At 67.6% G+C, this 23,397-nt stretch carries 20 protein-coding genes; 7 read left to right on the top strand and 13 right to left on the bottom strand.

Annotated elements, in window-relative coordinates; all coding sequences use genetic code 11:
- Nucleotides 1-91: 91 nt before the first annotated feature.
- From CFB52_RS31650 to CFB52_RS31635, 4 genes are all read right to left on the bottom strand, one after another.
- The gene (locus tag CFB52_RS31650; RefSeq protein WP_099318406.1) at nucleotides 92-505 is read right to left on the bottom strand and encodes a VOC family protein; all 414 of its coding nucleotides are present in this window, start codon (nucleotides 503-505) and stop codon (nucleotides 92-94) included.
- Between the two features lie 93 nt (nucleotides 506-598).
- Nucleotides 599-1,519, bottom strand: coding sequence for a bestrophin family protein (locus CFB52_RS31645; protein ID WP_099318405.1), 921 nt, complete (start codon nucleotides 1,517-1,519; stop codon nucleotides 599-601).
- Between the two features lie 165 nt (nucleotides 1,520-1,684).
- A complete protein-coding gene (gene cydB / locus CFB52_RS31640) occupies nucleotides 1,685-2,692 on the bottom strand; it encodes a cytochrome d ubiquinol oxidase subunit II (protein ID WP_099318404.1) in 1,008 nt (335 codons plus the stop codon).
- Between the two features lie 2 nt (nucleotides 2,693-2,694).
- Entirely contained in the window at nucleotides 2,695-4,095 is a 1,401-nt protein-coding gene (locus CFB52_RS31635) for a cytochrome ubiquinol oxidase subunit I (protein ID WP_059574934.1), read from the bottom strand.
- A 424-nt stretch (nucleotides 4,096-4,519) separates the two neighbouring features.
- On the opposite strand from CFB52_RS31635, the gene fdhD reads away from it, so the two are divergent.
- From fdhD to moaD, 5 genes are all read left to right on the top strand, one after another.
- Nucleotides 4,520-5,392, top strand: coding sequence for a formate dehydrogenase accessory sulfurtransferase FdhD (gene fdhD, locus CFB52_RS31630; protein ID WP_099318403.1), 873 nt, complete (start codon nucleotides 4,520-4,522; stop codon nucleotides 5,390-5,392).
- Nucleotides 5,389-6,603 (top strand): molybdopterin molybdotransferase MoeA, encoded by a 1,215-nt coding sequence (locus CFB52_RS31625; RefSeq protein ID WP_099318402.1) that lies wholly within the window; start codon nucleotides 5,389-5,391, stop codon nucleotides 6,601-6,603. Before fdhD ends, CFB52_RS31625 begins: the two co-directional genes overlap by 4 nt.
- Nucleotides 6,604-6,820: 217 nt before the next feature.
- Nucleotides 6,821-7,945, top strand: coding sequence for a GTP 3',8-cyclase MoaA (moaA, locus tag CFB52_RS31620; RefSeq protein ID WP_099318401.1), 1,125 nt, complete (start codon nucleotides 6,821-6,823; stop codon nucleotides 7,943-7,945).
- Nucleotides 7,946-7,992: 47 nt separating this feature from the next.
- Nucleotides 7,993-8,565, top strand: a complete 573-nt coding sequence (locus CFB52_RS31615) for a molybdenum cofactor biosynthesis protein MoaE (RefSeq protein ID WP_099318400.1) — start codon at nucleotides 7,993-7,995, stop codon at nucleotides 8,563-8,565.
- Between the two features lie 52 nt (nucleotides 8,566-8,617).
- Nucleotides 8,618-8,875 (top strand): molybdopterin converting factor subunit 1, encoded by a 258-nt coding sequence (gene moaD, locus CFB52_RS31610; RefSeq protein ID WP_099318399.1) that lies wholly within the window; start codon nucleotides 8,618-8,620, stop codon nucleotides 8,873-8,875.
- 150 nt (nucleotides 8,876-9,025) lie between these two features.
- On the opposite strand, the gene CFB52_RS31605 is transcribed toward moaD, so the two are convergent.
- A complete protein-coding gene (locus tag CFB52_RS31605; RefSeq protein WP_099318398.1) occupies nucleotides 9,026-10,450 on the bottom strand; it encodes a PLP-dependent aminotransferase family protein in 1,425 nt (474 codons plus the stop codon).
- 436 nt (nucleotides 10,451-10,886) lie between these two features.
- Between CFB52_RS31605 and CFB52_RS34880 the strand changes: the two genes are divergently transcribed.
- On the top strand, nucleotides 10,887-11,051 hold the full coding sequence (locus CFB52_RS34880; RefSeq protein ID WP_180278294.1) for a hypothetical protein: 165 nt from the start codon (nucleotides 10,887-10,889) through the stop codon (nucleotides 11,049-11,051).
- A gap of 29 nt (nucleotides 11,052-11,080) precedes the next feature.
- Nucleotides 11,081-11,251, top strand: coding sequence for a hypothetical protein (locus CFB52_RS34875; protein ID WP_180278289.1), 171 nt, complete (start codon nucleotides 11,081-11,083; stop codon nucleotides 11,249-11,251).
- A 30-nt stretch (nucleotides 11,252-11,281) separates the two neighbouring features.
- Here the strand turns inward: CFB52_RS34875 and CFB52_RS31595 are convergent, their stop codons facing one another.
- The 8 genes from CFB52_RS31595 to CFB52_RS31560 form a co-directional block, all read right to left on the bottom strand.
- Complete coding sequence (locus CFB52_RS31595) at nucleotides 11,282-12,202, bottom strand: hypothetical protein (protein ID WP_099318397.1); 921 nt, start codon at nucleotides 12,200-12,202, stop codon at nucleotides 11,282-11,284.
- Nucleotides 12,203-12,514: 312 nt separating this feature from the next.
- The gene (locus CFB52_RS31590; protein WP_099318396.1) at nucleotides 12,515-14,251 is read right to left on the bottom strand and encodes a site-specific integrase; all 1,737 of its coding nucleotides are present in this window, start codon (nucleotides 14,249-14,251) and stop codon (nucleotides 12,515-12,517) included.
- Between the two features lie 133 nt (nucleotides 14,252-14,384).
- Nucleotides 14,385-15,653: a nitrate/nitrite transporter gene (locus CFB52_RS31585; RefSeq protein WP_059574912.1), complete on the bottom strand. Its 1,269-nt coding sequence runs from the start codon at nucleotides 15,651-15,653 to the stop codon at nucleotides 14,385-14,387.
- Between the two features lie 15 nt (nucleotides 15,654-15,668).
- The gene (locus CFB52_RS31580) at nucleotides 15,669-16,457 is read right to left on the bottom strand and encodes a peptidylprolyl isomerase (protein WP_059574910.1); all 789 of its coding nucleotides are present in this window, start codon (nucleotides 16,455-16,457) and stop codon (nucleotides 15,669-15,671) included.
- Between the two features lie 9 nt (nucleotides 16,458-16,466).
- Nucleotides 16,467-17,150: a respiratory nitrate reductase subunit gamma gene (narI, locus tag CFB52_RS31575; protein ID WP_059574909.1), complete on the bottom strand. Its 684-nt coding sequence runs from the start codon at nucleotides 17,148-17,150 to the stop codon at nucleotides 16,467-16,469.
- 24 nt (nucleotides 17,151-17,174) lie between these two features.
- Nucleotides 17,175-17,879, bottom strand: coding sequence for a nitrate reductase molybdenum cofactor assembly chaperone (gene narJ / locus CFB52_RS31570; protein ID WP_059574907.1), 705 nt, complete (start codon nucleotides 17,877-17,879; stop codon nucleotides 17,175-17,177).
- Entirely contained in the window at nucleotides 17,876-19,405 is a 1,530-nt protein-coding gene (narH, locus tag CFB52_RS31565; protein WP_059574905.1) for a nitrate reductase subunit beta, read from the bottom strand. The genes narJ and narH overlap by 4 nt, the downstream gene beginning before the upstream one ends.
- Nucleotides 19,402-23,181, bottom strand: a complete 3,780-nt coding sequence (locus tag CFB52_RS31560) for a nitrate reductase subunit alpha (protein WP_099318395.1) — start codon at nucleotides 23,179-23,181, stop codon at nucleotides 19,402-19,404. Before CFB52_RS31560 ends, narH begins: the two co-directional genes overlap by 4 nt.
- Nucleotides 23,182-23,397 lie beyond the last annotated feature (216 nt).

Genomic DNA, 23,397 nt, shown 5'->3' with positions numbered 1-23,397 from the left:
TTGACCGTCGGCATGCCGAGTAAAGCGATATCGCTCGGGACGTGGGACTCCGACGCAGTCGAAAACTAGCGGCCGCGGGGCCTCACCACCGTCACGGCCGCTCGCGCCCCGCCCCCGCCGCATGACACACGGCCTCGATCCGGTTGCCGGCCGGATCGACCAGGAAAGCCGCGTAGTAGTCGCCGTGGTACTGCGGCCGCAAGCCCGGGGCGCCGTCGGACTGGCCGCCCGTCGCGAGCCCTGCGTCGAAGAACGCATGCACCTGCTCGCGGGAAGCAGCCTTGAAACACCAGTGCCGCTTGCTCGCCCCGATTTCGGCGGGGTCCAGATACACCGCCAGAAAAGTCGACTCCGGGTCATTCGCGCTGCAACGTTCACCATAGCCGAGCGCGTTGGGCCGGTCATAGACCTTGGTCGCGCCCAGCGCAGCCATGACGGCATCGTAGAAGGGGCGTGCCAGGTCGATGTCCGGAACACTGATCGACACGTGATCGAGAAGTTGCATGGTATGGGCTCCATTGAACGAGCCCGAGTCTACACAACCGTTCCCGGCCCGGCCGATCAACCTTACCGACGACTACACTACCGACCGCGCCGCCTACGTGATCTGATACGTCGACGCCGGCACGAACTCCTCCGGCATCGGCCGATCGCCGAGTTCGAGCACCGACCGCTCGATCGTGCGCGTGATCGCATCGAGCGCGAGCGCATTCGGCGCGAGCCCGAACGGTTCGGCCACTTCGTTCGCGATCGCTTCGAGCGCGATCAGCGTGTACGAGATGAACACGCAGATCAGCGGCGTGAAGAACTCCGTCGAATCGACGAGCCCGAACGGCAGCAGCACGCAATACGCATACACGGTGCGATGGAGCAGCACGCTGTACGAAAACGGGATCGGCGTCGACAGGATGCGCTCGCAACCACCGATCGACTTGCCGAGCTCGTCGAGTTGCGTCTCGAACATCCAGCAGGCCGTGTCGCTGCCGGGCGCGCGGCCTAGCGCACGGACGATGCCGCCGCGCAGTTCGTCGAGGATCGCGACCGGCTTGTAGCATTTGCCGCCAAGCGCCGCCGCGCGTTCCGCCCCGAGAATGCGCTGCAGATCCGCGGTCGGATCGGTATGACGCAACTGATGCTTCAACGCATACGCGAGCGCGATCAGCAGATCGGTGAGCCGGTTGCGCTCGGCGTCGCTCACGCTGTCGGGCAGGTAGCGATGCAGTTGCGACGTCACCGCGCGTGCGGCGATCAGCAGGTTGCCCCACAGATGCCGCGCTTCCTTGAAGCGCTCGAAGCTCGCGTTGTTGCGAAACCCGAGGAAGATCGCGAGCGCGAGCCCGAACAGCGTGAACGGCGCGGTGTTGAGCGGAATCTTCTCGCCGAAGATGCGCCCGTTCGTGAAGACCGCCAGCGTGCTGACGATCGCCATGAACACGAGCTGCGGAATGATCGATTGCAGCACGGAGCCGTTCCATACGAACAGCATCCTGAGCCAGTTCTGTCGTGGTCTGACGATCATGATGTTTTCTCGACTGCCAAAGGAATGCGCAACGCAACCCGTTGCGCCCGCACCCGATGCGCAACGGCCCGCGCGTGGCGGGCCGCTTTCTGTCGGGCACCGTGCCGGGCACCGCGCCGCGCGTGATGATACGCGAGCGCCGCGCCCCGTCACCTCGCGTGCCGCTCAGTGATAGCCGATGTCGCCCTCGCGCACCTTGCCGCGGAACACGCGATACTGCATCGCGTTGTACACGAGGATGATCGGCAGCACGATCACGGTGCCGACCAGCGCGAACAACTGGCTCGAATGGCTCGACGACGCGTCCCAGATGGTCAGCGACGGCGGCACGATGTTCGGCCAGATGCTGATCACGAGCCCCGTGTAGCCGAGGAACACGAGCGCGAGCGTCAGCAGGAACGGCGTGGCCTCGTGCACACGCTTCACCGCGTGGAAAATGCCCCACACGCATGCGACGACGAGGACCGGCACCGGCAGGAACCAGCCGAGGTTGCCGCTGCCGAACCAGCGGTGCGCGACGGCCGGCAGCCCGATCACGGTCCACAGGCTCACGACGCCCATCACCGCGAGCAGCACGCCCGTGAGCGGCTTCATCAGCAACCGCATCTTGCGCTGGAGTTCGCCGTCGACCTTCAGGATCAGCCAGCCGCAGCCGAGCGTCGCATAGGTGACGAGCACGCCGATCCCGCACAGCATGCTGAACGGCGACAGCCAGTCGAACGGCCCGCCCACGAAATGGTTGTTCTCGATCTTGATGCCCTGCAGCAGCGAACCGAGCACGATCCCCTGGCAGAACGCGGCGAGCGCCGAGCCGCCGATGAACGCGAGATCCCACATGTGCTGCGTGCGGGTGGCTTTCGCGCGCAGCTCGAACGCCGCGCCGCGGAAGATCAGCCCGACCAGCATCAGCACCAGCGGCAGGTAGTTGGCCGGCAGCAGCGTCGAATACACGACGGGAAACGCGCCATAGAGGCCCGCGCCGCCGAGCACGAGGAACGTCTCGTTGCCGTCCCATACCGGCGCGACGGTGTCGAGCATCACCTGGCGCTCGGCCTTCGCATCGAAGAACGGAAACAGCAGCCCGATGCCGAGGTCGAAACCGTCCAGCATCACGTAGATGAACACGCCGAGGCCGATGATCGCGGCCCAGACGACAGGAAGATCGATGTGCATGGTTACTCCGCCTCGGTGACGTTCAGCGGCGTGGACAGCGCGCTCTTGCGCAGCCCCGGATGCCGGTGCAGCTCGATGTACCCGGCCTGGGCGGCCGGCCCGCGCTTCATCAGTTTCATCATGTAGTAGATACCCGTTCCGAATACCAGGAAGTACACGACCACGAAAATCAGCAGCGATACGCCGACCTGCTGCGCGGTGAGCGGCGCGACCGAATCGATGGTGCGCAGCACGCCGTACACGGTCCACGGCTGGCGCCCGACCTCGGTCGTGATCCAGCCGGCCAGCAGCGCGACGATGCCCGACGGCCCCATGCACACGACGAGCCACTGGAACCAGCGCGTCTCGTACAGGCGCCCGCCCTTTCTCAGCAGCAGCCCGAGCAGCGCGGTCAGCAGCATCAGCATCCCCAGGCCGGCCATGATCCGGAACGTCCAGAAGATGATCGGAGAATACGGGCGATCCTGCGGCGCGAATTCCTTCAGCCCGCGGATCTCGCCGTCCCAGCTGTGCGTGAGGATCAGGCTGCCGAGGTGCGGCACCTGGATCGCATAGCGCGTGGTTTCGGCCTGCATGTCGGGCAGCCCGACGAGGTTCAGCGCGGTGCCGCCCTTCTCGGTTTCCCACAGCCCCTCGATCGCCGCGATCTTCGCCGGCTGGTATTCGCGCGTGTTCAGCCCGTGCGCGTCGCCGACGAAGATCTGGATCGGCGCGAGCACCAGCAGCATCCACAGCGCCATCGAGAAGCTGCGCTTCACCGGCTCGTCGCGGCGGCCCTTCAGCAGGTGCCACGCGCCGCACGCGGCGACGATGAAGCCCGCGACGATGAACGCCGCGATCGTCATGTGCGCGAGACGGTACGGAAACGACGGGTTGAAGATCACCTTGAACCAGTCGACCGGCACGACGAGGCCGTTTTCGATCTTGTAGCCTTGCGGCGTCTGCATGAAGCTGTTCGACGCGAGAATCCAGAACGTCGAGATCAGCGTGCCGACCGCGACCATCAGCGTCGCGAAGAAGTGCGCGCGCGGGCTGACGCGCTGCCAGCCGAACAGCATCACGCCGAGGAAGCCGGCTTCGAGGAAGAACGCCGTCAGCACTTCGTACGTGAGCAGCGGCCCCGTGATGTTGCCCGCGACGCGCGAGAACCCGGACCAGTTGGTGCCGAACTCGTACGCCATCACGACGCCGGAGACCACGCCCATCCCGAAGCCGATCGCGAAGATCTTCGACCAGAACTGAAACATGGATTTGTAGGCGGCGTCGCCGGTGACGAGATAGCGCCATTCCAGCACTGCCAGAAAGCTCGCCATGCCGATGCTGATCGCGGGGAACACGATGTGGAACGACACCGTGAATGCGAATTGCAATCGGGCGAGATGGAACGCATCGAAGATTTCCATGACCGTAATTTGCTCGTGGTTTGTGAGGACGTACGCTCGAAGCAGGAAATCGCGCGACGGCTTGGCGGCGACACATGCGAACGCAACCGGTCGCTCGCACGGCATCGAAGCGTGAATGACGATATCGCGTTTGCAACGATACTCGCAATCATTCGGACGTGCGCTGAAACTGTGATGCCCGCTCCGCCAAAGATGTGTGCACGGAAAACACTTTCCGTGCCGGCGGGACGCTCAGCTGTACTGCTTTCCCCGTTGCGGCGCTGTGCCTGCGGTGCGCTGTTCGCTCCACTTAACATGTGATGCAACGCCAGCCCGCGGCGGTCGCGCGCCCTTCGGCGCCCCGCCCGGCGGCATCGATTCCCGTCGTTCGGCGCATGCGCCGAGCCCGGCCGGCCCGCCGGCCGCCCCGCCTGGAGAAACCTGCATGGAGTCCTGCATCCGCCGCGACGATCCGACCGGCAGTACCGCGTGTCGGGTGACGCGCCATCGTGCCGGCGACGCGCGCGACACCGTCGATCGCGTCGTCGACGAGACGCCGGTTGCACTCGTGTTCAACGGCATCTCGCACACGGTCATGATGGCGACGCCGATCGACCTCGACGCGTTCGGCCTCGGCTTCGCACTGAGCGAAGGCATCGTCGAGCGCGCGTCGGACGTCTTCGATATCGAAAGCGAATGCCGGCCCGGCAGCGCCGAAGTGCGGCTGACCGTGTCGCAGCAGGCGTTCATGGCGCTGAAGGCGCACCGCCGCGCGCTGGCCGGCCGCACGGGCTGCGGCGTGTGCGGCATCGAAAGCATCGCGCAACTCGACCTGCAGCCGCCGCGCATCGCCGCCGCCGGCGCGGCCGCGGGCATCGGCGCCGACGCGATCGCACGCGCCGCTCGTGCATTGCCGGCCCGGCAGACGCTGATGCGCGAGACGGGCGGCATCCACGCGGCCGCGTGGTGCGACCGCGACGGCGCCGTGCTCGACGTGTTCGAGGACGTCGGTCGCCACAACGCGCTCGACAAGCTGATCGGGCAGCTCGCGCGCCGCCGCGCCGACTGGAGCGCGGGCTTCGTGTTCCTGTCAAGCCGCGCAAGCTACGAACTGGTGCGCAAGGCCGCGCGGGTCGGCATCCCGATGGTCGCGACGATCTCGGCGCCGACGTCGCTCGCGATCGACGTCGCCCGCGAAGCCGGCGTGCGGCTGCTCGGCTTTTGCCGCAACGACGGCTTCGTCGAATACGTGTCGCCCGCTGTCGCGCCCTTCCACTCAACGGCGCCCGCACCGGCGCACCCGGCCCATTCGTCATGAAACACCTGCTCGATTTCGATACCGCGCAGCAGCAATTCGCCGGCGCGTTCGCGCCGCTCGACAGCACCCGGTCCGTGCCGATCGCGCAGGCAGCCGGCCACGTGCTGGCCGCGCCGCTGACCGCGGTGCTCGACCAGCCGCCGGCCGACCAGAGCGCGATGGACGGCTATGCCGTGCGGCACGTCGACCTCGCGCACGGCGAGCCGCTGCGCGTCGCACAGTGCTGCTATGCCGGCGACACGCCCGCGCCGCTCGCGCCGCGCACGGCCGCACGCCTCTTCACCGGCAGCCTGATTCCGCCCGGCGCCGACACCGTCGTGATGCAGGAGCATGCGCGCGAACAAGCGGGCGGCGTCACGTTCGACGCGCCCCAACGCAGCGGGTCGCACATCCGCCGCCGGGGCGAGGAAGTGCGCGCCGGCGATCGGCTCGTGCCGGCCGGCGTGCGGATGGGCGCGATGCACGTTGGCGTGGCCGCCGCGCAAGGGTTCGCGCGCATCGACGTGCGTGCGGCGCTGCGCGTCGGTATCCTGACGACCGGCGACGAGTTGATCGCGTGCGGCCAGCCGCGCGCGCCGCAGCAAATCTACAACAGCAACGCGCCGATGCTCGCCGCGCTGGTGGCGGGAACCGGCGCCGACGTCGCGATGAGCGTGCACGCGGCCGATACGGCGGCCGCCGTCGATCGGGCGTTGCGCGACCTGCACGCGCAGTGCGACCTCGTGATCTGCGTCGGCGGCGCGTCGGTCGGCGACAAGGACCTGCTGCGCCCCGCGCTGGCCGCGCTCGGCGCGTCGCTCCTCGTCGCCGGCGTCCGCATGAAACCCGGCAAGCCGGTCGCGCTCGCACGCCTCGATGCGCGGCCCGTGGTGCTGCTGCCCGGCAATCCGGGCGCCGCGATGACGGCGTTCGCGCTGTTCGTCGCGCCGCTGATCCGCCGCCTGCAAGGGCGCGACACGTGCCTGCCGGCCGTGCCGTCGCTGCCGATCGACACCGGCTTCGAGCCGGATGCGCAGCGCGATCGGTTCGTGCGCGTGTGCCGTGCCGTCGGCGCCGATGGCGCGCCCGTGCTCGATACGTTGCGCCAGCAAGGCGCCGGCACGCTGCAGTCGCTGGTGCTGGCGAGCGGGCTCGCGCGGCTGCCGGCCGGACGCACCATCGCGCGCGGCGAGGCGGTACCGTATTACGAATTCGCGCGCTGGCTCGCATGAGCGCGACGCCGAATACCCGCCCCATGCGGCGCCTTCGCCCGATTCGCCGTGCGTGCCGCACCTCCCGCGCGGCGAACTGTATTCCTGCCATTCAGGCGCGATTGTGTCTCTGCCGACGAAACCCGGCGGACTATGCTCACGATGAGGCTCGTCACGAGCTGTGCGCCGACACGTCGGCACCCGCACGGCCGGACGGCGACGCCCCTCCGCTTACTTCATGCAGGCCGACGACCCGATCGTGAATGCCATCGTTTCCGCCGCGCCGGCCGCCGCCGCTTTATCCGGCGGCGCGTCACCCGGCGCTTCTCCCCGCCCGTTCGACACGCTCGGCCGCCCGCTGCGCGACCTGCGCCTGTCCGTCATCGACCAGTGCAATTTCCGCTGCGGCTACTGCATGCCGCGCGAGAGCTTCGGCGCCGACTACGCGTTCATGCCGTCGTCCGAGCGATTGTCGTTCGCGCAACTGGAAAAGATCGCGCGCGCCTTCACGTCGCTCGGCGTCGAGAAGATCCGCATCACGGGCGGCGAGCCGCTGCTGCGCCGCCACCTCGAAGCGCTGATCGAACGGCTTGCCGCGCTGACGACCGTCGACGGCAAGCCCGTCGAAATCGCACTGACGACCAACGGCTCGCTGCTCGCCGCGAAGGCACGCACGTTGCGCGACGCGGGGCTGACGCGCGTGACCGTGAGCCTCGATGCGCTCGACGACACGGTGTTTCGCAGGATGAGCGACGCCGACGTGCCCGTCGCGCGCGTGCTGGCCGGCATCGAGGCCGCGCAGGCGGCCGGGCTCGCGCCGGTCAAGGTCAACGCGGTGATCGAGCGCGGCGTGAACGACGACCAGATCGTGCCGCTCGTGCGGCACTTCCGGCATACGGGCGTGGCCGTGCGTTTCATCGAATACATGGACGTCGGCGGCGCCAGCTTCTGGTCCGGCGACAAGGTGGTGCCGGCCGCGCGGATGCGCGAGCTGATCGACGAGCACTATCCACTCGTGCTCGTCGGCGAACCGGGGCACGACGCCACCGCGATCCGTTGCGCGCACATCGACGGCGCCGGCGAAGTCGGCTTCATCGCGAGCGTGTCGCATCCGTTTTGCGGCACCTGCTCGCGCGCCCGCGTGTCGGCTGACGGCCAGCTCTATACGTGCCTGTTCGCGACGCAGGGCACCGACTTGCGCCCGTGGCTCGACGGCGCGGCGTCGATCGACGCCCTCGCGGCCGCCGTGCGCGCACGCTGGACGCGGCGCGACGACCGCTATTCCGAGCGCCGGGCCGCACGGCCGGCCCGCGCGCCGGGCAAGACCTATCCGACCGTGCGCATGTCGCTCGTCGGCGGCTGACGGGCCGCCGCCCGATACAGGATGCGCCGCCCACTGGAGAACCTGTCATGACCACCTTCACCGAATCCCGCGCCGGGCTGCCGGACGATCCGCTGCGCGCCGGCAGCTCCGCGCCGCCCGTCGACGCGACCGAACCCTACCCCGAAGCGGCGCCCGCGATTGCCGCCGGCTTCGAGGTGCGCGTGCAGCATGCGCCGATCGACGCGGGCGCGGAACTCGCGCCGATCGTTCGTAATCCGAATGTCGGCGCGGTCGTGAATTTTCTCGGGGTCGTGCGCAAGGAAGGCGATGTGGACGACGTCGTCGCACTGGAAGTCGAGCACTATCCGACGATGACCGAACAGGCGCTGTGGAGCATCGTCGAGGAAGCGACCGCGCGCTGGCGGCTCGAAGCGGTCAGGATCGTGCACCGCGTCGGCCGCATTCCGCTCGGCCAGCCGGTCGTGCTGGTCGTGGTGGCCGCCGCGCATCGCGCGTCCGCGTTCGATGCGTGCGAATTCCTGATGGATTTCCTGAAGACCCATGCGCCGTTCTGGAAGAAGGAGATCCGGCACGACGGCGAATCCGGCTGGGTCGAGGCGAAGGCGCGTGACGACCAGGCGATGCGGCGCTGGGGCTGACTGCGTTCGCTTCGTGTTTTCCGATTCCGCCGCTCCTGCTCGAGACATCCCGATGAAACTGAAGATCAAATACTTCGCAAGCATTCGCGAACAACTGGCAATCGACGAGGAATCCGTCGAGATCGATGCCCGCGAACTCACCGTCGACGCGCTGCGCGGCACGCTGGCCGCGCGTGACGCGCGCAGCGCCGAAGCACTGCGGATGGACCGCCCCGTACGCGCGGCCGTGAACCTCGAAATGGTGACGGGGGAATTCGTCGTGCGGGAGGATAGCGAGGTTGCGTTCTTTCCGCCGGTGACGGGGGGATGACGGGACGCGCGGGGCTATGCGCTTCGATGCAGCCGCTTCGCCTCGATCGACGCCCCGACCACGACCGCGGTCGTCGGCGCCCGCCGGGAACAACAAAACCGGCACAAGGCCGGCTGTGTCATCGAAGCGCGGCGTACCACGCGCGTCCGTTCACCGCATGCATGCCGCGGCCAGCTTCCCGACCGTGATCACCGCCTGCTCGATCTCCGGCGACCACGGGCTGCTGTAGTTCAACCGGATGAAGTTCCGGTAGTTGTCCGTGATCGAGAACATGTAGCCGGGGCCGATCGTGATCCCCTGCTCCAGCGCGAGCTGGTACAGCCGCATCGCATCGACCTGCGCGGGCAGCTCGACCCACAGCACGTACCCGCCCGCCGGGCTCGAAATGCGCGTGCCCTCCGGAAAGAACCGTGACACCATCGCGCGCATCAGGTTCGCCTGCTGCGCATACGCCTTCCGGATCCGCCGCAGGTGATGCTCGTAGCCGTCACGTTCGAGAAACTCCGCGATCGCCAGTTGCGGCAACGACGGCGTCGCCAGCGTATTCAGGAACTTCAGCTTCTCGACCTGATCTCGGTAACGGCCCGGCAGCGCCCAGCCGATCCGGTACGCCGCTGTCAGGCTCTTCGAGAACGACGAGCAATGCAGCACAATCCCGGTCCGGTCGTAGGATTTCAACGAACTCGGATGCGTGTCGCCGAAATACAGTTCGTTGTACACGCCGTTCTCGATGATCGGCATGCCAGCCTTCGTTGCGAACTCAACCAGTTCGCGCTTGCGCTCGTCCGGCATCTGAAAGCCGAGCGGGTTCTGGAAATTCGGCATCACCATGCACGCGGCGATCGGCTGCGACTTCGCGATCGCGGCCAGCGCCGCGATGTCGATCCCGTATTCCGGATGCGTCGCCACCTCGATCGCCTTCATCCCCATCCGCTCGATCGCGTGCAGCATCGCGTAGAACGTCGGCGACTCCACCGCGATCGTGTCCCCCGGCTTCGCCACCGCCTGCAGGCACAGGTTGATCGCCTCCGTCGCGCCGACCGTCACGATGATCTCGTTCGGGTCCACCGACATCCCGTTTTCCAGGTAGCGGCGGGCGATCTGCCGGATCAGCCGCGGGTGGCCCGGCGGCAGCCCGTCGGTCACGCCCCACAGCGACTTGTCGCGGCCGGCCGCATACGCATAGCGGTTCAGCTTCTCGAACGGAAACAGGCTCGGGTCCGGATACGGCGAGCCGAGCGGCACCGCATCGTCCGTGCCGATCGAGCGCAGCGTCGACAGCACGAGCCGGCTCACGTCGACCGACGACGAGATCGCGATCGGCTTCGACGGCCGCAGCTCGCGCACCGGCGCATGGCCGTCGTCGCGCCGCAGGTTCACGAAATAGCCGGACTGCGGACGGCTTTCGAGCAGCCCGCGGCTTTCCAGCAGCAGATACGCATGCAGCACGGTCGTGATGCTGATCCGGTGTTGCTGGCTCGCCTGGCGCACCGACGGAATCCGGTCGCCGTGCCGGTACACGCCCTGGCGGATCAGGCGCTCGATATCGTCCGCGAGTTTTTCATAGAGTTTCATCGTGCCCCTCCTGCCGGCACGCGCCATCGCACCGCTTCGCCGTGTGCGTCCCATACGCACGTGTTGCAGATGTTTCGCCCGCCGACCGGGCCGCCGTGATTCCTGATCTTTCCCTCCGGTTTTGCCTTTTCCATCGCACTGGCTCTCTCTTGAAGATGCGCCGGCAGGGTTCCGATACGGCTGGATCTGCAGCACTGTGCACTTGATGATCGAATCTTAAGAGAAGAACAGTTGGCGGCGAGTACACACATCGAGCGCGCGAACAAGAGTACAGTTCGGCGCGAATCGCGCATTGCGGGGGAACTGTACGTCTTATGAAATGGCCGGACGGCCGGTTGGCCAGCACCGCGCGGCCGGATCGGCCCGGGATGCCCGCCCACGCTTCACCGGCACGGCGCGCGCCGGGGCGCCGTTGCCGATAGGCGGGCGCCATTCGGTGGTGTTTTCGGAAGTCGCGCGTGCGGTCGACCTGCTCGTCAGCGTGTCCGTGTCCGTGTCCACGTTCGCGCTCGACGACGATGCGCCCCGTACGGCGGCCGGTGCCCGCGCGACGAATCCGGTCCGCCAGCGCGATATCGGGACGCAACACTGGCGCTGCTGAACCGGTTGTCGGATTTACCGCTGGGTGTGATGGCGCGACAGCGCAGGCAGGTGCTGTCGCTCGTATTCGTCGAATCGGTTGCGCACGGCAAGATCTCGTTCGACGAGCGCGGCGACCTGGTCAAGCCGCCGTACACGCTGTTCCGTGTCGAACAGGGGCAGTGGCGCAGCATTCGCACGGTCGGCGGCGCGTCGAACTGATCGACGCCGAGCGGCAGCCGGCAGGCGGCGTCATCGCGCCGTCTGCTGCCGCTGCACCTCCTGCGCTTTCATCTGCAGATACGCGCCGCGCTCCACTTCATGCAGTTGCTGCGGATACTGCTCGGTCGCGTCGAACCAGCGCGCGAGGCGCTGGTCGAGCGGCTTGTCGAGCGTCGCGAGGTAGGTGTCGATCGCGAGGTAGTAGCGCATCGTGTTGCGCTCCAGCAGCCCGCGCACGCCGCCGATGTACTGCGGCTGCGCGACCGACGCGCCGCTGGCGGGCGTGAACCCGACCTTGTCGCTGCCGACCGTCGCGAGGTAGGTCTTCATCGCCATCCGGCCGACCGTGCCGAAACCATACGAATACGTGAGGTGCAGGAACGTGCGCGACGCGCCGACCGGCACGGCTTCGAGCGCAATCCGGTAATCCTTCGTGCCCATCGGGCCGCTGTCGGCGGTCAGGTCGACCTGGAAATAATCGGGCGTCGCGGCCGCCACACGATAGCGGAACTGCACGCGATAGGTATCCGACAGCTTTTGCTCGACCTTGCGCCCGAGGTTCACGTCGAGCACCGGGCCGTTGCCGCCGCTCGACGCACGGCAGTACTTCGTGTTCAGGTGCAGGATCAGCACCGCGCACCAGTTCGCGGGGCCTTGCGCGGGATCGTTGAGCTGGCCGTTCACCACCGCGAACGGATAATCGACGACCGCATAGATGTCGCCCTTCAGCGAAGACGACGCTTCCGACGATTCGAGCACCACCGGCCGGTGAAACGCGTTGTCCTTCAGTTGCGCGCCGAGGCTGCGATAGCGCTCGAGCAGCGCGGCCGCGCCGTTCGCGCCCTCCGCGCCGAACGACAGCGCGCTCCAGCCCACGCACACGGTCACGACGAGCGCGCGCCAGGCGCGGCGCGCCAGCCGCATACCGCGCGAAACTCCGGATGTCTCCATGTTGGTACTCCCTGGCGCACGACGGTCGCGCGCATGTGTCACAGAATACGCCTGCCCGCTATGCGGTGCGGCATGCGGCGCGTTCGTCATCGGCCGCGCTTCACCGGCAGCGGCAAGCGCGCGGCGGTGATCCGGATCGGCGTCGCCAGCCATGCGCGATCGTCCCGGCGATCGCCGAACATCTTGCGCGCCGACACCGTACCGGCCGCCGCGATCTGCTCGACGATGAAATCGACGTACCCTGGCTCGATGCCATCGCGATCTCCGGAATCGAAAATTCGTCTGACCTGCGTCGATGCCGTGCCGTTCCGCTCATTTGTCGATGCCGAATGCGCTCGACATCTGCCGTGCCCGCTTCACGTCGTCGCCATGCAGATAGATCGACGTCGTCGAGATCGACGCGTGCCGCAGGTTGTCGCGCACCGTCGTCAGCTCCGCGCCGCGCGCCAGCGCGTGCGTCGCATGCGTATGCCGCATCCAGTGCGGGCTCGCCTGGCGCAGCTTGTGCGCGAGCGCCGGGTTGTCGGCTTCGACGGCATCGGCCGTCTGCGCGAAGAAGCGCTGCATCACCTTCCACAGCCGCACGCTCGTGATCGCGGCCGCGTCGTCTTCGGCGAGGCTCGGAATCAGCGGCGTATCGGGCCGCCAGCGCGCCGGCGTGACCGGCAACCGGCGCGCGACCAGATAGCGATCGAGCGCCGTGCGCGCGAGCGGCGGCAGCGCGACGCGGGCGGCCTTGCTGCCCTTGCCGACGACCTTCAGCCATGCGTCGCCGTGCGCGTCCGTCTCGATGTCGCCGAGCGTCGCGCCGACCAGTTCGCTCGCGCGCAGCCCGGTCGCATAGCCGAAATCGAGAATGAAGCGCAGCCGTTGCGCGGCGGCCGGCGTCCAGCCCGACCGCGGCGCACCGTCGGCCGTGCGCTTGCCGAATTCGAGCCCGTCGGCGATCGTGCGGACCAGCAGCCACTCGCCTTCGGTGAATGCGTGCGACGTATCGAGTGCGGTCACGCCGCGCGTGTCGCGCACCTTCACGCCCGCGAACGGATTCGCGAGCAGGTAGCGCTGCTCGATCAGCCAGCGGAACAGCGCGCCGAGCACCGACAGCGTGTACGCCGCCGACCGCGCGGACAACGCACCCGAGAACGGCCGCCAGTCGGGCGCGCCGCGCGGCCGCACGGGCCCGACCCAGCGTTCGTGCGGCGTCGGGCGGCGGATGAACGCGCGATAGGCGAGCGCGTCCTCGGTCGTCAGCGACGACAGCGCCCGGCCGCGCTCGACGATCGCCCACAGGATCAGCCGCTCGGCCTCCTTGCGGTACGCGCGCCGCGTCGCGGCCGATTCGTGCAGCGACAGCCACGCGTGCACGGCCGCGTAATCGTTGTCCGCGTCGAGCGTGCAGGTCGCGCGCGGCGCGCGGAACGTGCCGGCCGAGCCGTCGACTTCGTGCGGCAGCTTCAGGTGTTCCCACGGCACGATGCTGCCGCGCGGCGTCGCGGCGATCAGCGCGCGCGCCCGTTCGGTCAGGTCCGGATGCGCGGCGAAGAACGCCTCGATGCGCCGCGCGCCGGCCATGCCGAGTCCCGCGATCGTGCGCCACCACTGGCGCCGGCGCGGAATCCGCACCGTCAGGTCGGCGAGCGTCGCGATGCCGTGCGCACGCAACGCAACGACCGCGCGTGCCGGCAGCCACAGGCCGACGTCGTCGCCCATCTGCGGCACCGGTGCGCGCGCATGACGCAACTGGCCGATCGCGTCGGTGGCCGCTTTCGCCTGCCGCAAACGCTCACCGTCCGGATGGCCGAGCCGTTCCGCGAGATCGGGGCGGCCGACCTGCCGCGCGACGCGCACGAGGCGGCGGCGAATCGCGCCGATCACGCCGCGCGCCGAGCGCCTGTCGCCGAGCCGGTCGGGCAGATAGCGCTCGACGGCCTGGCGCACGGCCATGCCCGCGTACCACGCGCGCAGTGCGGCCAGTTCGTCGGCATCGGGAAAGCCTGCGGGCGCAGGCGTGGAATCGGGGGAAAGCTGTGCAGTGAGGCGCGGTTTCATGGGCGCCAGTTTGACAGAAGCGCGGGCGGCCGGGTACGTCGCGCGCGAACCTCCAGAACGCAACGATGCGCGTGCGCGACCCCGAACCCTCCTCCGGGCATCACGCGAGCGCATCGGACCGTTCGAACCGACCTCAACCCGTGACGACAGGCGTGCGGCGCACTTCGGACAGGTAGATGAGAATCAGCGACACCCACACGATTCCGTACAAAAACATGAAGCAGGTCGTGCGCACGCGCAGCAGGTCGAGCAACATGCCGAACAGGATCGGCAGCAGGAAACCGCCGAGCCCGCCCGCGAGCCCGACGATGCCGGTGACGACGCCCATATTGTCCGCGAAATCGTCGGCGACGTACTTGAACGTCGAGGCCATCCCGAGCGCGAACACCGCACCGAGCACGAAGGTCAGCGCGACGAAGCCGGCCACCGGCATCGCGACGTTCAGCGTCGCGGTGCCGTCGATCGTGTGGATCACGAAATCGGTCGCCGGATACGACAGCAGGAACAGCGCGATCCACGCGACCCACAGCCCCCACCACGTGACCGCATGCGCGCCGAAGCGATCGGACAGCGCGCCGCCGAGCGCGCGCAGCACGGAGCCCGGCAGCGAAAAGCCGGCCGCAAACGCGGACGCCATCACCAGCGACATCCCGTATTCGCTCTTCAGGTACTGCGGGATCCACAGCGACAGCGCGGTGAAGCCGCCGAACGTGATCGAATAGTACTGGCAGAGCCGCCACACGCGCGGGTCGCGCAGCACCTTGAACGAATCGAGCATCGATCCGCCGCGCTTGCCCGCGCCCGGATCGGGCGCCGACGCGAACCAGAAGATCAGCGCCGTGACGAGCAGCGCGACCGCGTAGATGCGCGGCACGACGCGCCAGCCGTACGCGTCGAGCAGCACCGGCGTGACGAACAGGTTGACCGCCGCGCCGCACGTCCCCGCGCCGAACACGCCCATCGCAAGCCCGCGCCGCTGCGGCGGGAAAAAGCGCGCGACATACGGCGTGCCGACCGCGAACGACGCACCGACGCAGCCGAGGAACAGCCCGATCAGCAGGAACTGCCACAGCTGCGTCGCGTAGCTGACGACATAGACGGGCACCGCGCACACGACGAGCAGCACCGTCATCACGATGCGACCGCCGAAGCGGTCAGTCCAGGTGCCGAGCGGCAAACGCATCAGCGCGCCGGTCAGCACCGGCGTCGACGTGAGCATCCCGAACTCGGTGCTGTTCAGGCCGAGATCGGCGCGCAGTTGCACGCCGAGCACGCCGAACATCATCCACACGACGAAACACACCATGAATGCGAGCGTGCTCGCGGCCAGCACCGACCACGCGCGCAGCGGGACGGCCGGCGCGCTCACGACCGGCCCGGCGTTACCTTGTTGAGTTGCCATACGTCAACCTCGTTTTCATTGGACCAGCGGCCCGTTCGCACCGTCGAAGGTCACGCCTTCGACCCGTGCGCCGCCCGCGAGAATCGCCACGTACTGCCGCATCGCCTGCTGCCGTACGCGCGCGGCCAGGTGCGCGGCGATCTGATCGGCTGCTTCGTCGAACGGCACCGCATCGCCCGGCACGCGGCGCTCGATGCGCACGATGTGGAAGCCGAAGCGCGTGTTGACGAGCTTCGGCAGCACGCCGATGCTGTCGGTGTCGAACAGCGCGGCCTCGAATTCCGGCACCGTGTCGCCGCGCAGCAGTTGCCCGAGGCTACCGCCGACTTCGGCCGACGGACAGTTCGACGATGCGCGCGCGACCGTCTCGAACGTATCGGGCGCGGCCACGATGCCGGCGAGCGCCCGTTCCGCGCGCTGCCGCAGCGGCGCGAGCGGCACGCGGTCCGTCATCGCGAACAGCACGTGGCTCGCATAGACGATGTCGTTGCGGCGAAAGCGCGCCGGATGCCGCGCGTAATAGCGCTCGCACGCCTCGCGGTCGGGGTCGGGCACGTGTGTGAGTTCGCGTCCGAGCAATGCGTCGACCGCCGCGTCGTCGAGCGCCGCGCTTTCGTCGAGCAGCGCGAGCGACACCGCGCGCTGCCGCAGCAATTCGCGCACCGCGAGCGCGCGCCGCGCCGCATCGAGCGGATCGGGCGCATCGCCGTGATGCGCGGCTTCGGCCGCGATCGCGTCGTTGCCGATCGCTACGCCGTTGACCGTGAGCGGCGCCGTGACGACTTCGGAGAGAACGTCGTTCATGCAGCCTCCTCAGCGCTTGCGCACGAGCTGGTACGGGCGGATCAGGTACGCGACCGACGCGATCCCGCTCCAGACGTGCACCATCCGCGTGAACGGCGATACGAGGAAGATCGTGAAGCCGAGCAGGATGTGCAGCCGGTACGTGAGCGGCACGCCGACGAGCAGGCTCGCGATGTCCGGACGGAACGTGACGACGCCCTTCACGTAATCGGTGAGCTGTTCGAACATCACGCCGTCCATGTGGCGCGTCGACAGCACGACGGTGCCGAGCCCGAGCGCGAGCTGCACCCACAGCATCAACACGATCAGGATGTCCGACGTGCGGCTGTTCTTGCGGATGCGTGCGTCGCCCAGGCGGCGCCAGATCAGGATCGTCAATCCGATGATCGCCGCGACGCCGGCCGCGCCGCCCGCAACCATCGCGACTAGCTGGTGCCCGGACGCCGACAGGAACGGCGACACGAGCCAGTGCGGCGCCAGAAAACCGCCGAAGTGCCCGAGCACGACGACCAGCACGCCCCAGTGGAACAGGTTGCTGCCGAGTCGCAGCATGCCGTGGCGCAGCAGCTGTGATGAATCGCTTTTCCACGTGTATTGCTCGCGGTCGAAGCGGATCAGGCTGCCGACCAGCAATACGGCGAGACAGATGTACGGGTAGATCCCGAACAGGAACTGATGCAAGTAAGCGTTCATGTCATTCCCCAATTGGGCCCGCGCTCACGCGCCGCGGGCCGGCCGCTTGTCGTGGAACCGCACGGTCTGCTCGGTCGACGCCGGCGTTGCCGCGCCGACGAAGCGCACGGCCTCGTCCGCATACGACGCGTCGAGCGTGCGGTAGTCGTCGGCACTCGGCCGCTCGGCGGCAACGTCGTCGTCGGCAGCGTCGGGCGCGTCGGCCGGCGCGAGCCCGGCCATCGGCAGCAGCGCGCCGACGACGAAGCTGTAATGGCTGCCGCGCTGCGCGAGCTGGCCGGCCAGCGCGCTCAGGATCTCGCCGGTTTCGGCGAGCAGCTTGCGGGCATCGGGCGCCGGCAGCCGCGACAGGTATTCGAGAAACACGGGCAGGTAGTCGGGCAGCTCGCCCGGGTTCAGGAACAGCCCGTGCCGCTCGTACATCTGCAGCAGGTCGACCATCGCCTGCCCGCGGTCGCGCGATTCGCCGTGCACGTGCTCGAACAGGTACAGCGACGTCGCGCGGCCACGGTCGAACAGCCCGACGTAGTTCTCCTGCAGCGTCAGCAGATCGCGCTCGCGCACGTACGCAAAAAACCGGTAGAGGCCCGCGCGCACCGCTTTCGGCAAACGCGTGCGCTCGCGCAGGTGCGCGTCGATCGAATCGAGCGCGGCGACCAGCGATTCGTCGGGATAGTCGAGCAGCGCCGCGAGCGCCGCATAGGTCGGATCGGGTGCGGTGCTCGTCATCGGGCAGCCTCGTGAATCGGAATCGTCTTGTTGCCCTTCCTCGGGCTGAACAGGCTCGTCTCGGAACGGCCGTCCGAGCAGCCGTTGCCGAACGAAAAGCCGCACGACGCGCGCAGGTCGTACGCGTTCTCCGCGTATTCGCGGTGGGTGGTCGGGATCACGAAGCGATCCTCGTAGTTCGCGATCGCCAGATAGCGATACATCTCCTCGACCTGCGCGAGCGACAGCCCGACCTGATCGAGCACGCCGCGCGCATCGATGCCGTCCACGTGGCGCGCGCGCATGAACGCGCGCATCGCCAGCAGCCGTTCGAGCGCGCGCTTCACGGGCGCCTCGTCACCGGCCGTCAGCAGATTGGCCAGATAGCGCAGCGGAATGCGCAGCGATTCGACGTCCGGCAGGTAGCCGTTCATCCCCAGGTCGCCGCTATTGGCGGCCGCGTTGATCGGCGACAGCGGCGGCACGTACCACACCATCGGCAGCGTCCGGTATTCCGGATGCAGCGGGAACGCGATCTTCCAGTCGATCGCCATCTTGTAGGTCGGCGAACGCCGCGCGGCGTCGATCCACGCGGCCGGCACGCCGTCGCGCTCGGCCTGCGCGATCACGGCCGGATCGTCCGGATCGACGAACAGCGACAGTTGCGCTTCGTACAGATCCTTCTCGTTCGCGGCACTGGCCGCCTCGCCGATCCGGTCGGCGTCGTACAGCAGCACGCCGAGGTAGCGGATGCGGCCCACGCAGGTTTCCGAGCACACGGTCGGCTGGCCGGCCTCGATGCGCGGATAGCAGAAGATGCACTTCTCGGCCTTGCCGCTCTGCCAGTTGTAGTAGATCTTCTTGTACGGGCAGCCCGACACGCACATGCGCCAGCCGCGGCACTTGTCCTGGTCGATCAGCACGATGCCGTCTTCCTCGCGCTTGTAGATCGAGCCCGACGGGCACGACGCGACGCACGCCGGGTTCAGGCAGTGCTCGCACAGGCGCGGCAGGTACATCATGAAGGTGTTCTCGAACTGCCCGTAGATGTCCTTCTGCACGTTCTCGAAGTTGATGTCCTTCGCGCGCTTCTCGAACTCGCCGCCGAGGATTTCCTCCCAGTTCGGCCCCCACTCGATCTTCTCGAGCCGCTGGCCGCTGATCACCGAACGCGGCCGCGCGACCGGCATCGCGCGCGTGTTGCCGGCTTCCTGCAGGTGCGCGTAATCGAACGTGAACGGCTCGTAGTAATCGTCTATCTCGGGCAGGTGCGGGTTCGCGAAGATCTGCGCGAGCAGCCGCCACTTGCCGCCGAGGCGCGGCTCGATCCTGCCGTCCGCGCGCCGCTGCCAGCCGCCGCGCCAGCGATCCTGGTTCTCCCAGTCCTTCGGATAGCCGATGCCCGGCTTCGTCTCGACGTTGTTGAACCACGCGTATTCCATTCCTTCGCGGCTCGTCCACACGTTCTTGCAGGTCACCGAGCAGGTATGGCAGCCGATGCACTTGTCGAGGTTCAGCACCATCGCGATCTGTGCGCGGATTTTCATGACGTTTCTCCGATGCGAACGGCCTGCGTTGTCGGGTCGCTCGCGGCGTCTTCCCCGTCGAGCCAGTCGATCCTGTTCATCCTGCGCACGATCAGGAACTCGTCGCGATTCGAGCCGACCGTGCCGTAGTAGTTGAAGCCGTACGACAGTTGCGCATAGCCGCCGATCATGTGAGTCGGCTTCAGCGCGATGCGCGTGACCGAGTTGTGAATGCCGCCGCGCGTGCCGGTGATCTCGGATCCCGGCGTGTTCACGATCTTTTCCTGCGCGTGGTACATCATCACCATCCCGGACGGAATCCGCTGGCTCACGACGGCCCGCGCGCACAACGCGCCGTTCGAGTTGTAGCACTCGATCCAGTCGTTGTCGGCCGCGCCGATCGCCTTCGCGTCGTCCTCCGACATCCATACGATCGGGCCGCCGCGCGACAGCGTCAGCATCAGCAGGTTGTCGGTGTACGTGCTGTGGATCCCCCACTTCTGATGCGGCGTCAGGAAATTCAGCACGCGCTCCGGGTTGCCGTTCGAACGCTTGCCGACCATGTGCGCGTAGCTGCCGGTGTCGATCGGCGGCTTGTATGCGCACAGCGATTCGCCGAACGCGCGCATCCACGGGTGATCCTGGTACAACTGCTGACGGCCGGTCAGCGTGCGCCACGGCACCAGCTCGTGCACGTTCACGTAGCCCGCGTTGTACGACACGTGCTCCGATTCAATCCCGCTCCACGTCGGCGACGAGATGATCTTGCGCGGCTGCGCCTGGATGTCGCGAAAGCGGATCTTCTCGTCCGCGCGCGCGGCGGCCAGGTGCGTGTGGTCGATACCGGTGATGCCGGACAGCGCGCGCCATGCCTTCACCGCCACTTCCCCGTTGGTCTCCGGCGCGAGCGCGAGAATCACCTCGGCCGCGTCGAGCGCGGTGTCGATGCGCGGGCGGCCTTGTGCAGCGCCTTGAGCGACCGTGTAGTTGAGCTCGCCGAGCAGCTTCACTTCATCCCGCGTATCCCACCCGATGCCCTTGCCCGCGTTGCCGAGCTTGTCCATCAGGGGCCCGAGCGACGTGAAGCGCGCATACGTGTTCGGGTAGTCGCGCTCGACCGCGATCACGTTCGGCATCGTGCGACCCGGCACCGGTTCGCATTCGCCGCGCTTCCAGTCCTGCACGTCGAACGGCTGCGCGAGCTCGCCCGGCGTGTCGTGCGCGATCGGCGCGAGCACGACGTCGCGCTCGACGCCGAGATGCCCGTCGCACAGCTCGGAGAAGCGCTTCGCGATCCCCTTGAAGATCTCCCAGTCGCTCTTCGATTCCCATGCAGGATCGACCGCCGCCGACAGCGGATGAATGAACGGATGCATGTCGGACGTGTTCATGTCGTCCTTCTCGTACCACGTCGCGGTCGGCAGCACGATGTCCGAATACATGCAGGTCGTCGACATCCGGAAGTCGAGCGTGACGAGCAGGTCGAGCTTGCCGCGCGGCGCGTCGTCGCGCCAATTCACTTCCTCGGGGCGCGCGCCGCCCGTCGCGCCGAGGTCCTCCCCTTGCACACCGTTGGTGGTGCCGAGCAGATGCTTCAGGAAATACTCGTGGCCCTTGCCCGACGAGCCGAGCAGGTTCGAGCGCCACACGAACAGGTTGCGCGGGAAGTTGCCGGGTGCGTCCGGGTCCTCGCACGCCATCCGCAGCGTGCCGGCCTTCAACCGTTGCGCGATGTCCGCACCGGCCCGCGACGGGTCGTCCAGGCTCGCGCCGACCTTCAGCGGATTCGCCGCGAGCTGCGGCGCGGACGGCAGCCAGCCCATCCGTTCCGCACGCACGTTGTAGTCGATCGGCGAGCCGTGGAACTGCGCCCTGTCCGCGAGCGGCGACAGCAGCGCGCCCGGGTCCATCGTGTCGTAGCGCCACTGGTCGGTGTGCGCGTAGAAGAACGAGGTCGCATTCATGTGCCGCGGCGGCCGGCTCCAGTCGAGCGCGAACGCGAGCGCGGTCCAGCCGGTCTGCGGGCGCAGTTTCTCCTGGCCGACGTAATGCGACCAGCCGCCGCCCGGCTTGCCGATGCAGCCGCACATGATCAGCATGTTGATGATCGCGCGGTACGACATGTCCATGTGGAACCAGTGGTTGATCCCCGCGCCGATGATCACCATCGACTTGCCCTGCGTCTTGTGCGCGTTCTCCGCGAACTGCCGCGCGACCGAGATCACGTCCGCGCGCTTCACGCCGGTGATTGCCTCCTGCCATGCGGGCGTGTAGGGCAGGTCGTCGTCGTAGCTCGCGGCCACGTCGCGCCCGCCCAGCCCCTGGTCGAGCCCGTAGTTCGCGACGAACAGGTCGTAGACGGTCGCGACCAGCATGTCGCCGTCGCGGTTCGCCACGCGCCGCACGCCGATCCGGCGCGACAGCTCGGATGCGTGCTGCGTCGAATTGAAGTGCGCATGCGGCTGGTTGCCGAAGTACGGGAACAGCACGTCGACCACGTCGTCGTGCGCGGTCGTGCACGACAGCCGCGGCGACAGCGCCGCGCCCTTCGACGTCTCGCCGCGCAGGTTCCACTTGCCCTTGTCGCTCGATCCGTCCTTGCCCTGCTGGCCCCAGCGGAAGCCGATCGAGCCGACCGGCACGACGAATTCACCGGTCGCGTCGTCGATCATCACGGTCTTCCACTCCGGATGCGCGGCTTCGTCGAGCGCGTCGTCGAAGTCGGACGCGCGCACGAGGCGCTCGGGCACGTAGCCGTCGCCGTGCGGCACGAGGCGCACGAGCGCCGGCATGTCGGTGTAGCGCTTGCAGTAATCGATGAAGTAGTCGCTCTTGCGCGCTAAATGGAACTCCTTCAGGATCACGTGCCCCATCGCGAGCGCGAGCGCCGCGTCGGTGCCCTGCTTCGGATGCAGCCACAGGTCGCCGAATTTCGCGCCTTCCGAGTAGTCGGGGAACACCGACACGACCTTGGTGCCGCGATAGCGCGCCTCGACGAGGAAGTGCGCGTCGGGCGTGCGCGTCTGCGGGACATTGGAGCCCCACATCATGATGAACGTCGAGTTGTACCAGTCGGCCGATTCCGGCACGTCGGTCTGCTCGCCCCAGATCTGCGGCGACGCGGGCGGCAGGTCGCAATACCAGTCGTAGAAGCTCAGGCACACGCCGCCGATCAGCGACAGGTAGCGCGAGCCGGCGGCGTACGACACCATCGACATCGCCGGGATCGGCGAGAAGCCGACCACGCGATCGGGGCCATGACGCTCGACCGTGTAGACGTTTGCGGCCGCAACGAGCTCGTTGACCTCGTCCCAGCTCGCGCGCACGAACCCGCCGAGCCCGCGCCGGCTCTGGTACGACCGGCGTGCTTCGTCGTCCTCGACGATCGAGCGCCACGCGTCGACGGCGCCCAGCGTGCGGCGGCGTTCACGCCACAGCTTCACGAGCGCGCTGCGCACCATCGGGTGCTTGAGACGGTTCGCGCTGTACAGATACCACGAGTACGATGCGCCGCGCGAGCAGCCGCGCGGCTCGTGGTTCGGCATGTCCGGGCGCGTGCGCGGATAGTCGGTCTGCTGGGTTTCCCACGTGACGATCCCACCTTTCACGTAGACCTTCCACGAGCACGAACCCGTGCAGTTCACACCGTGGGTCGAACGGACGATCTTGTCGTGCTGCCAGCGCATCCGGTAACCGTCTTCCCACTTGCGGTCTTCGTCTGTGACGGCGCCGTGTCCATCGGAAAAGCGTGGCCTCGTGGTGGAGAAATAACGCAATCTATCCAGGAAATGGCTCATGGGGATCTCGTTTTTCCGGTCTTTTTGCAGACCCTGATTATTTAAGGAGGTGAAATGCCGGTTGTAAAGGACGATCGGATTTCGATCATTTCGCCCTGCTCACCGTGGTCGAACCCATTGTCAGACGGATCCAAATATCACAAGTTGATACAAATCACGGAATCGTTCATCTGCCCGCAACAATGAGGGCAAAGGGAGAGCGCTCGAATCGCGCCG

The sequence above is a fragment of the Burkholderia sp. AU18528 genome (assembly GCF_002223215.2).
GTDB classification, from domain to species: Bacteria; Pseudomonadota; Gammaproteobacteria; order Burkholderiales; family Burkholderiaceae; genus Burkholderia; species Burkholderia semiarida.
This window is presented reverse-complemented; position numbering and strand designations above follow the sequence as displayed.

Coding starts and splice junctions, on each gene's coding strand:
- CFB52_RS31650 (WP_099318406.1), bottom strand. CDS start 505: ATGCAACTTCTCGATCACGTGTCGATCAGTGTTCCGGACATCGACCTG.
- CFB52_RS31645 (WP_099318405.1), bottom strand. CDS start 1,519: ATGATCGTCAGACCACGACAGAACTGGCTCAGGATGCTGTTCGTATGG.
- cydB (WP_099318404.1), bottom strand. CDS start 2,692: ATGCACATCGATCTTCCTGTCGTCTGGGCCGCGATCATCGGCCTCGGC.
- CFB52_RS31635 (WP_059574934.1), bottom strand. CDS start 4,095: ATGGAAATCTTCGATGCGTTCCATCTCGCCCGATTGCAATTCGCATTC.
- fdhD (WP_099318403.1), top strand. CDS start 4,520: ATGGAGTCCTGCATCCGCCGCGACGATCCGACCGGCAGTACCGCGTGT.
- CFB52_RS31625 (WP_099318402.1), top strand. CDS start 5,389: ATGAAACACCTGCTCGATTTCGATACCGCGCAGCAGCAATTCGCCGGC.
- moaA (WP_099318401.1), top strand. CDS start 6,821: ATGCAGGCCGACGACCCGATCGTGAATGCCATCGTTTCCGCCGCGCCG.
- CFB52_RS31615 (WP_099318400.1), top strand. CDS start 7,993: ATGACCACCTTCACCGAATCCCGCGCCGGGCTGCCGGACGATCCGCTG.
- moaD (WP_099318399.1), top strand. CDS start 8,618: ATGAAACTGAAGATCAAATACTTCGCAAGCATTCGCGAACAACTGGCA.
- CFB52_RS31605 (WP_099318398.1), bottom strand. CDS start 10,450: ATGAAACTCTATGAAAAACTCGCGGACGATATCGAGCGCCTGATCCGC.
- CFB52_RS34875 (WP_180278289.1), top strand. CDS start 11,081: ATGGCGCGACAGCGCAGGCAGGTGCTGTCGCTCGTATTCGTCGAATCG.
- CFB52_RS31595 (WP_099318397.1), bottom strand. CDS start 12,202: ATGGAGACATCCGGAGTTTCGCGCGGTATGCGGCTGGCGCGCCGCGCC.
- CFB52_RS31590 (WP_099318396.1), bottom strand. CDS start 14,251: ATGAAACCGCGCCTCACTGCACAGCTTTCCCCCGATTCCACGCCTGCG.
- CFB52_RS31585 (WP_059574912.1), bottom strand. CDS start 15,653: ATGGCAACTCAACAAGGTAACGCCGGGCCGGTCGTGAGCGCGCCGGCC.
- CFB52_RS31580 (WP_059574910.1), bottom strand. CDS start 16,457: ATGAACGACGTTCTCTCCGAAGTCGTCACGGCGCCGCTCACGGTCAAC.
- narI (WP_059574909.1), bottom strand. CDS start 17,150: ATGAACGCTTACTTGCATCAGTTCCTGTTCGGGATCTACCCGTACATC.
- narJ (WP_059574907.1), bottom strand. CDS start 17,879: ATGACGAGCACCGCACCCGATCCGACCTATGCGGCGCTCGCGGCGCTG.
- narH (WP_059574905.1), bottom strand. CDS start 19,405: ATGAAAATCCGCGCACAGATCGCGATGGTGCTGAACCTCGACAAGTGC.
- CFB52_RS31560 (WP_099318395.1), bottom strand. CDS start 23,181: ATGAGCCATTTCCTGGATAGATTGCGTTATTTCTCCACCACGAGGCCA.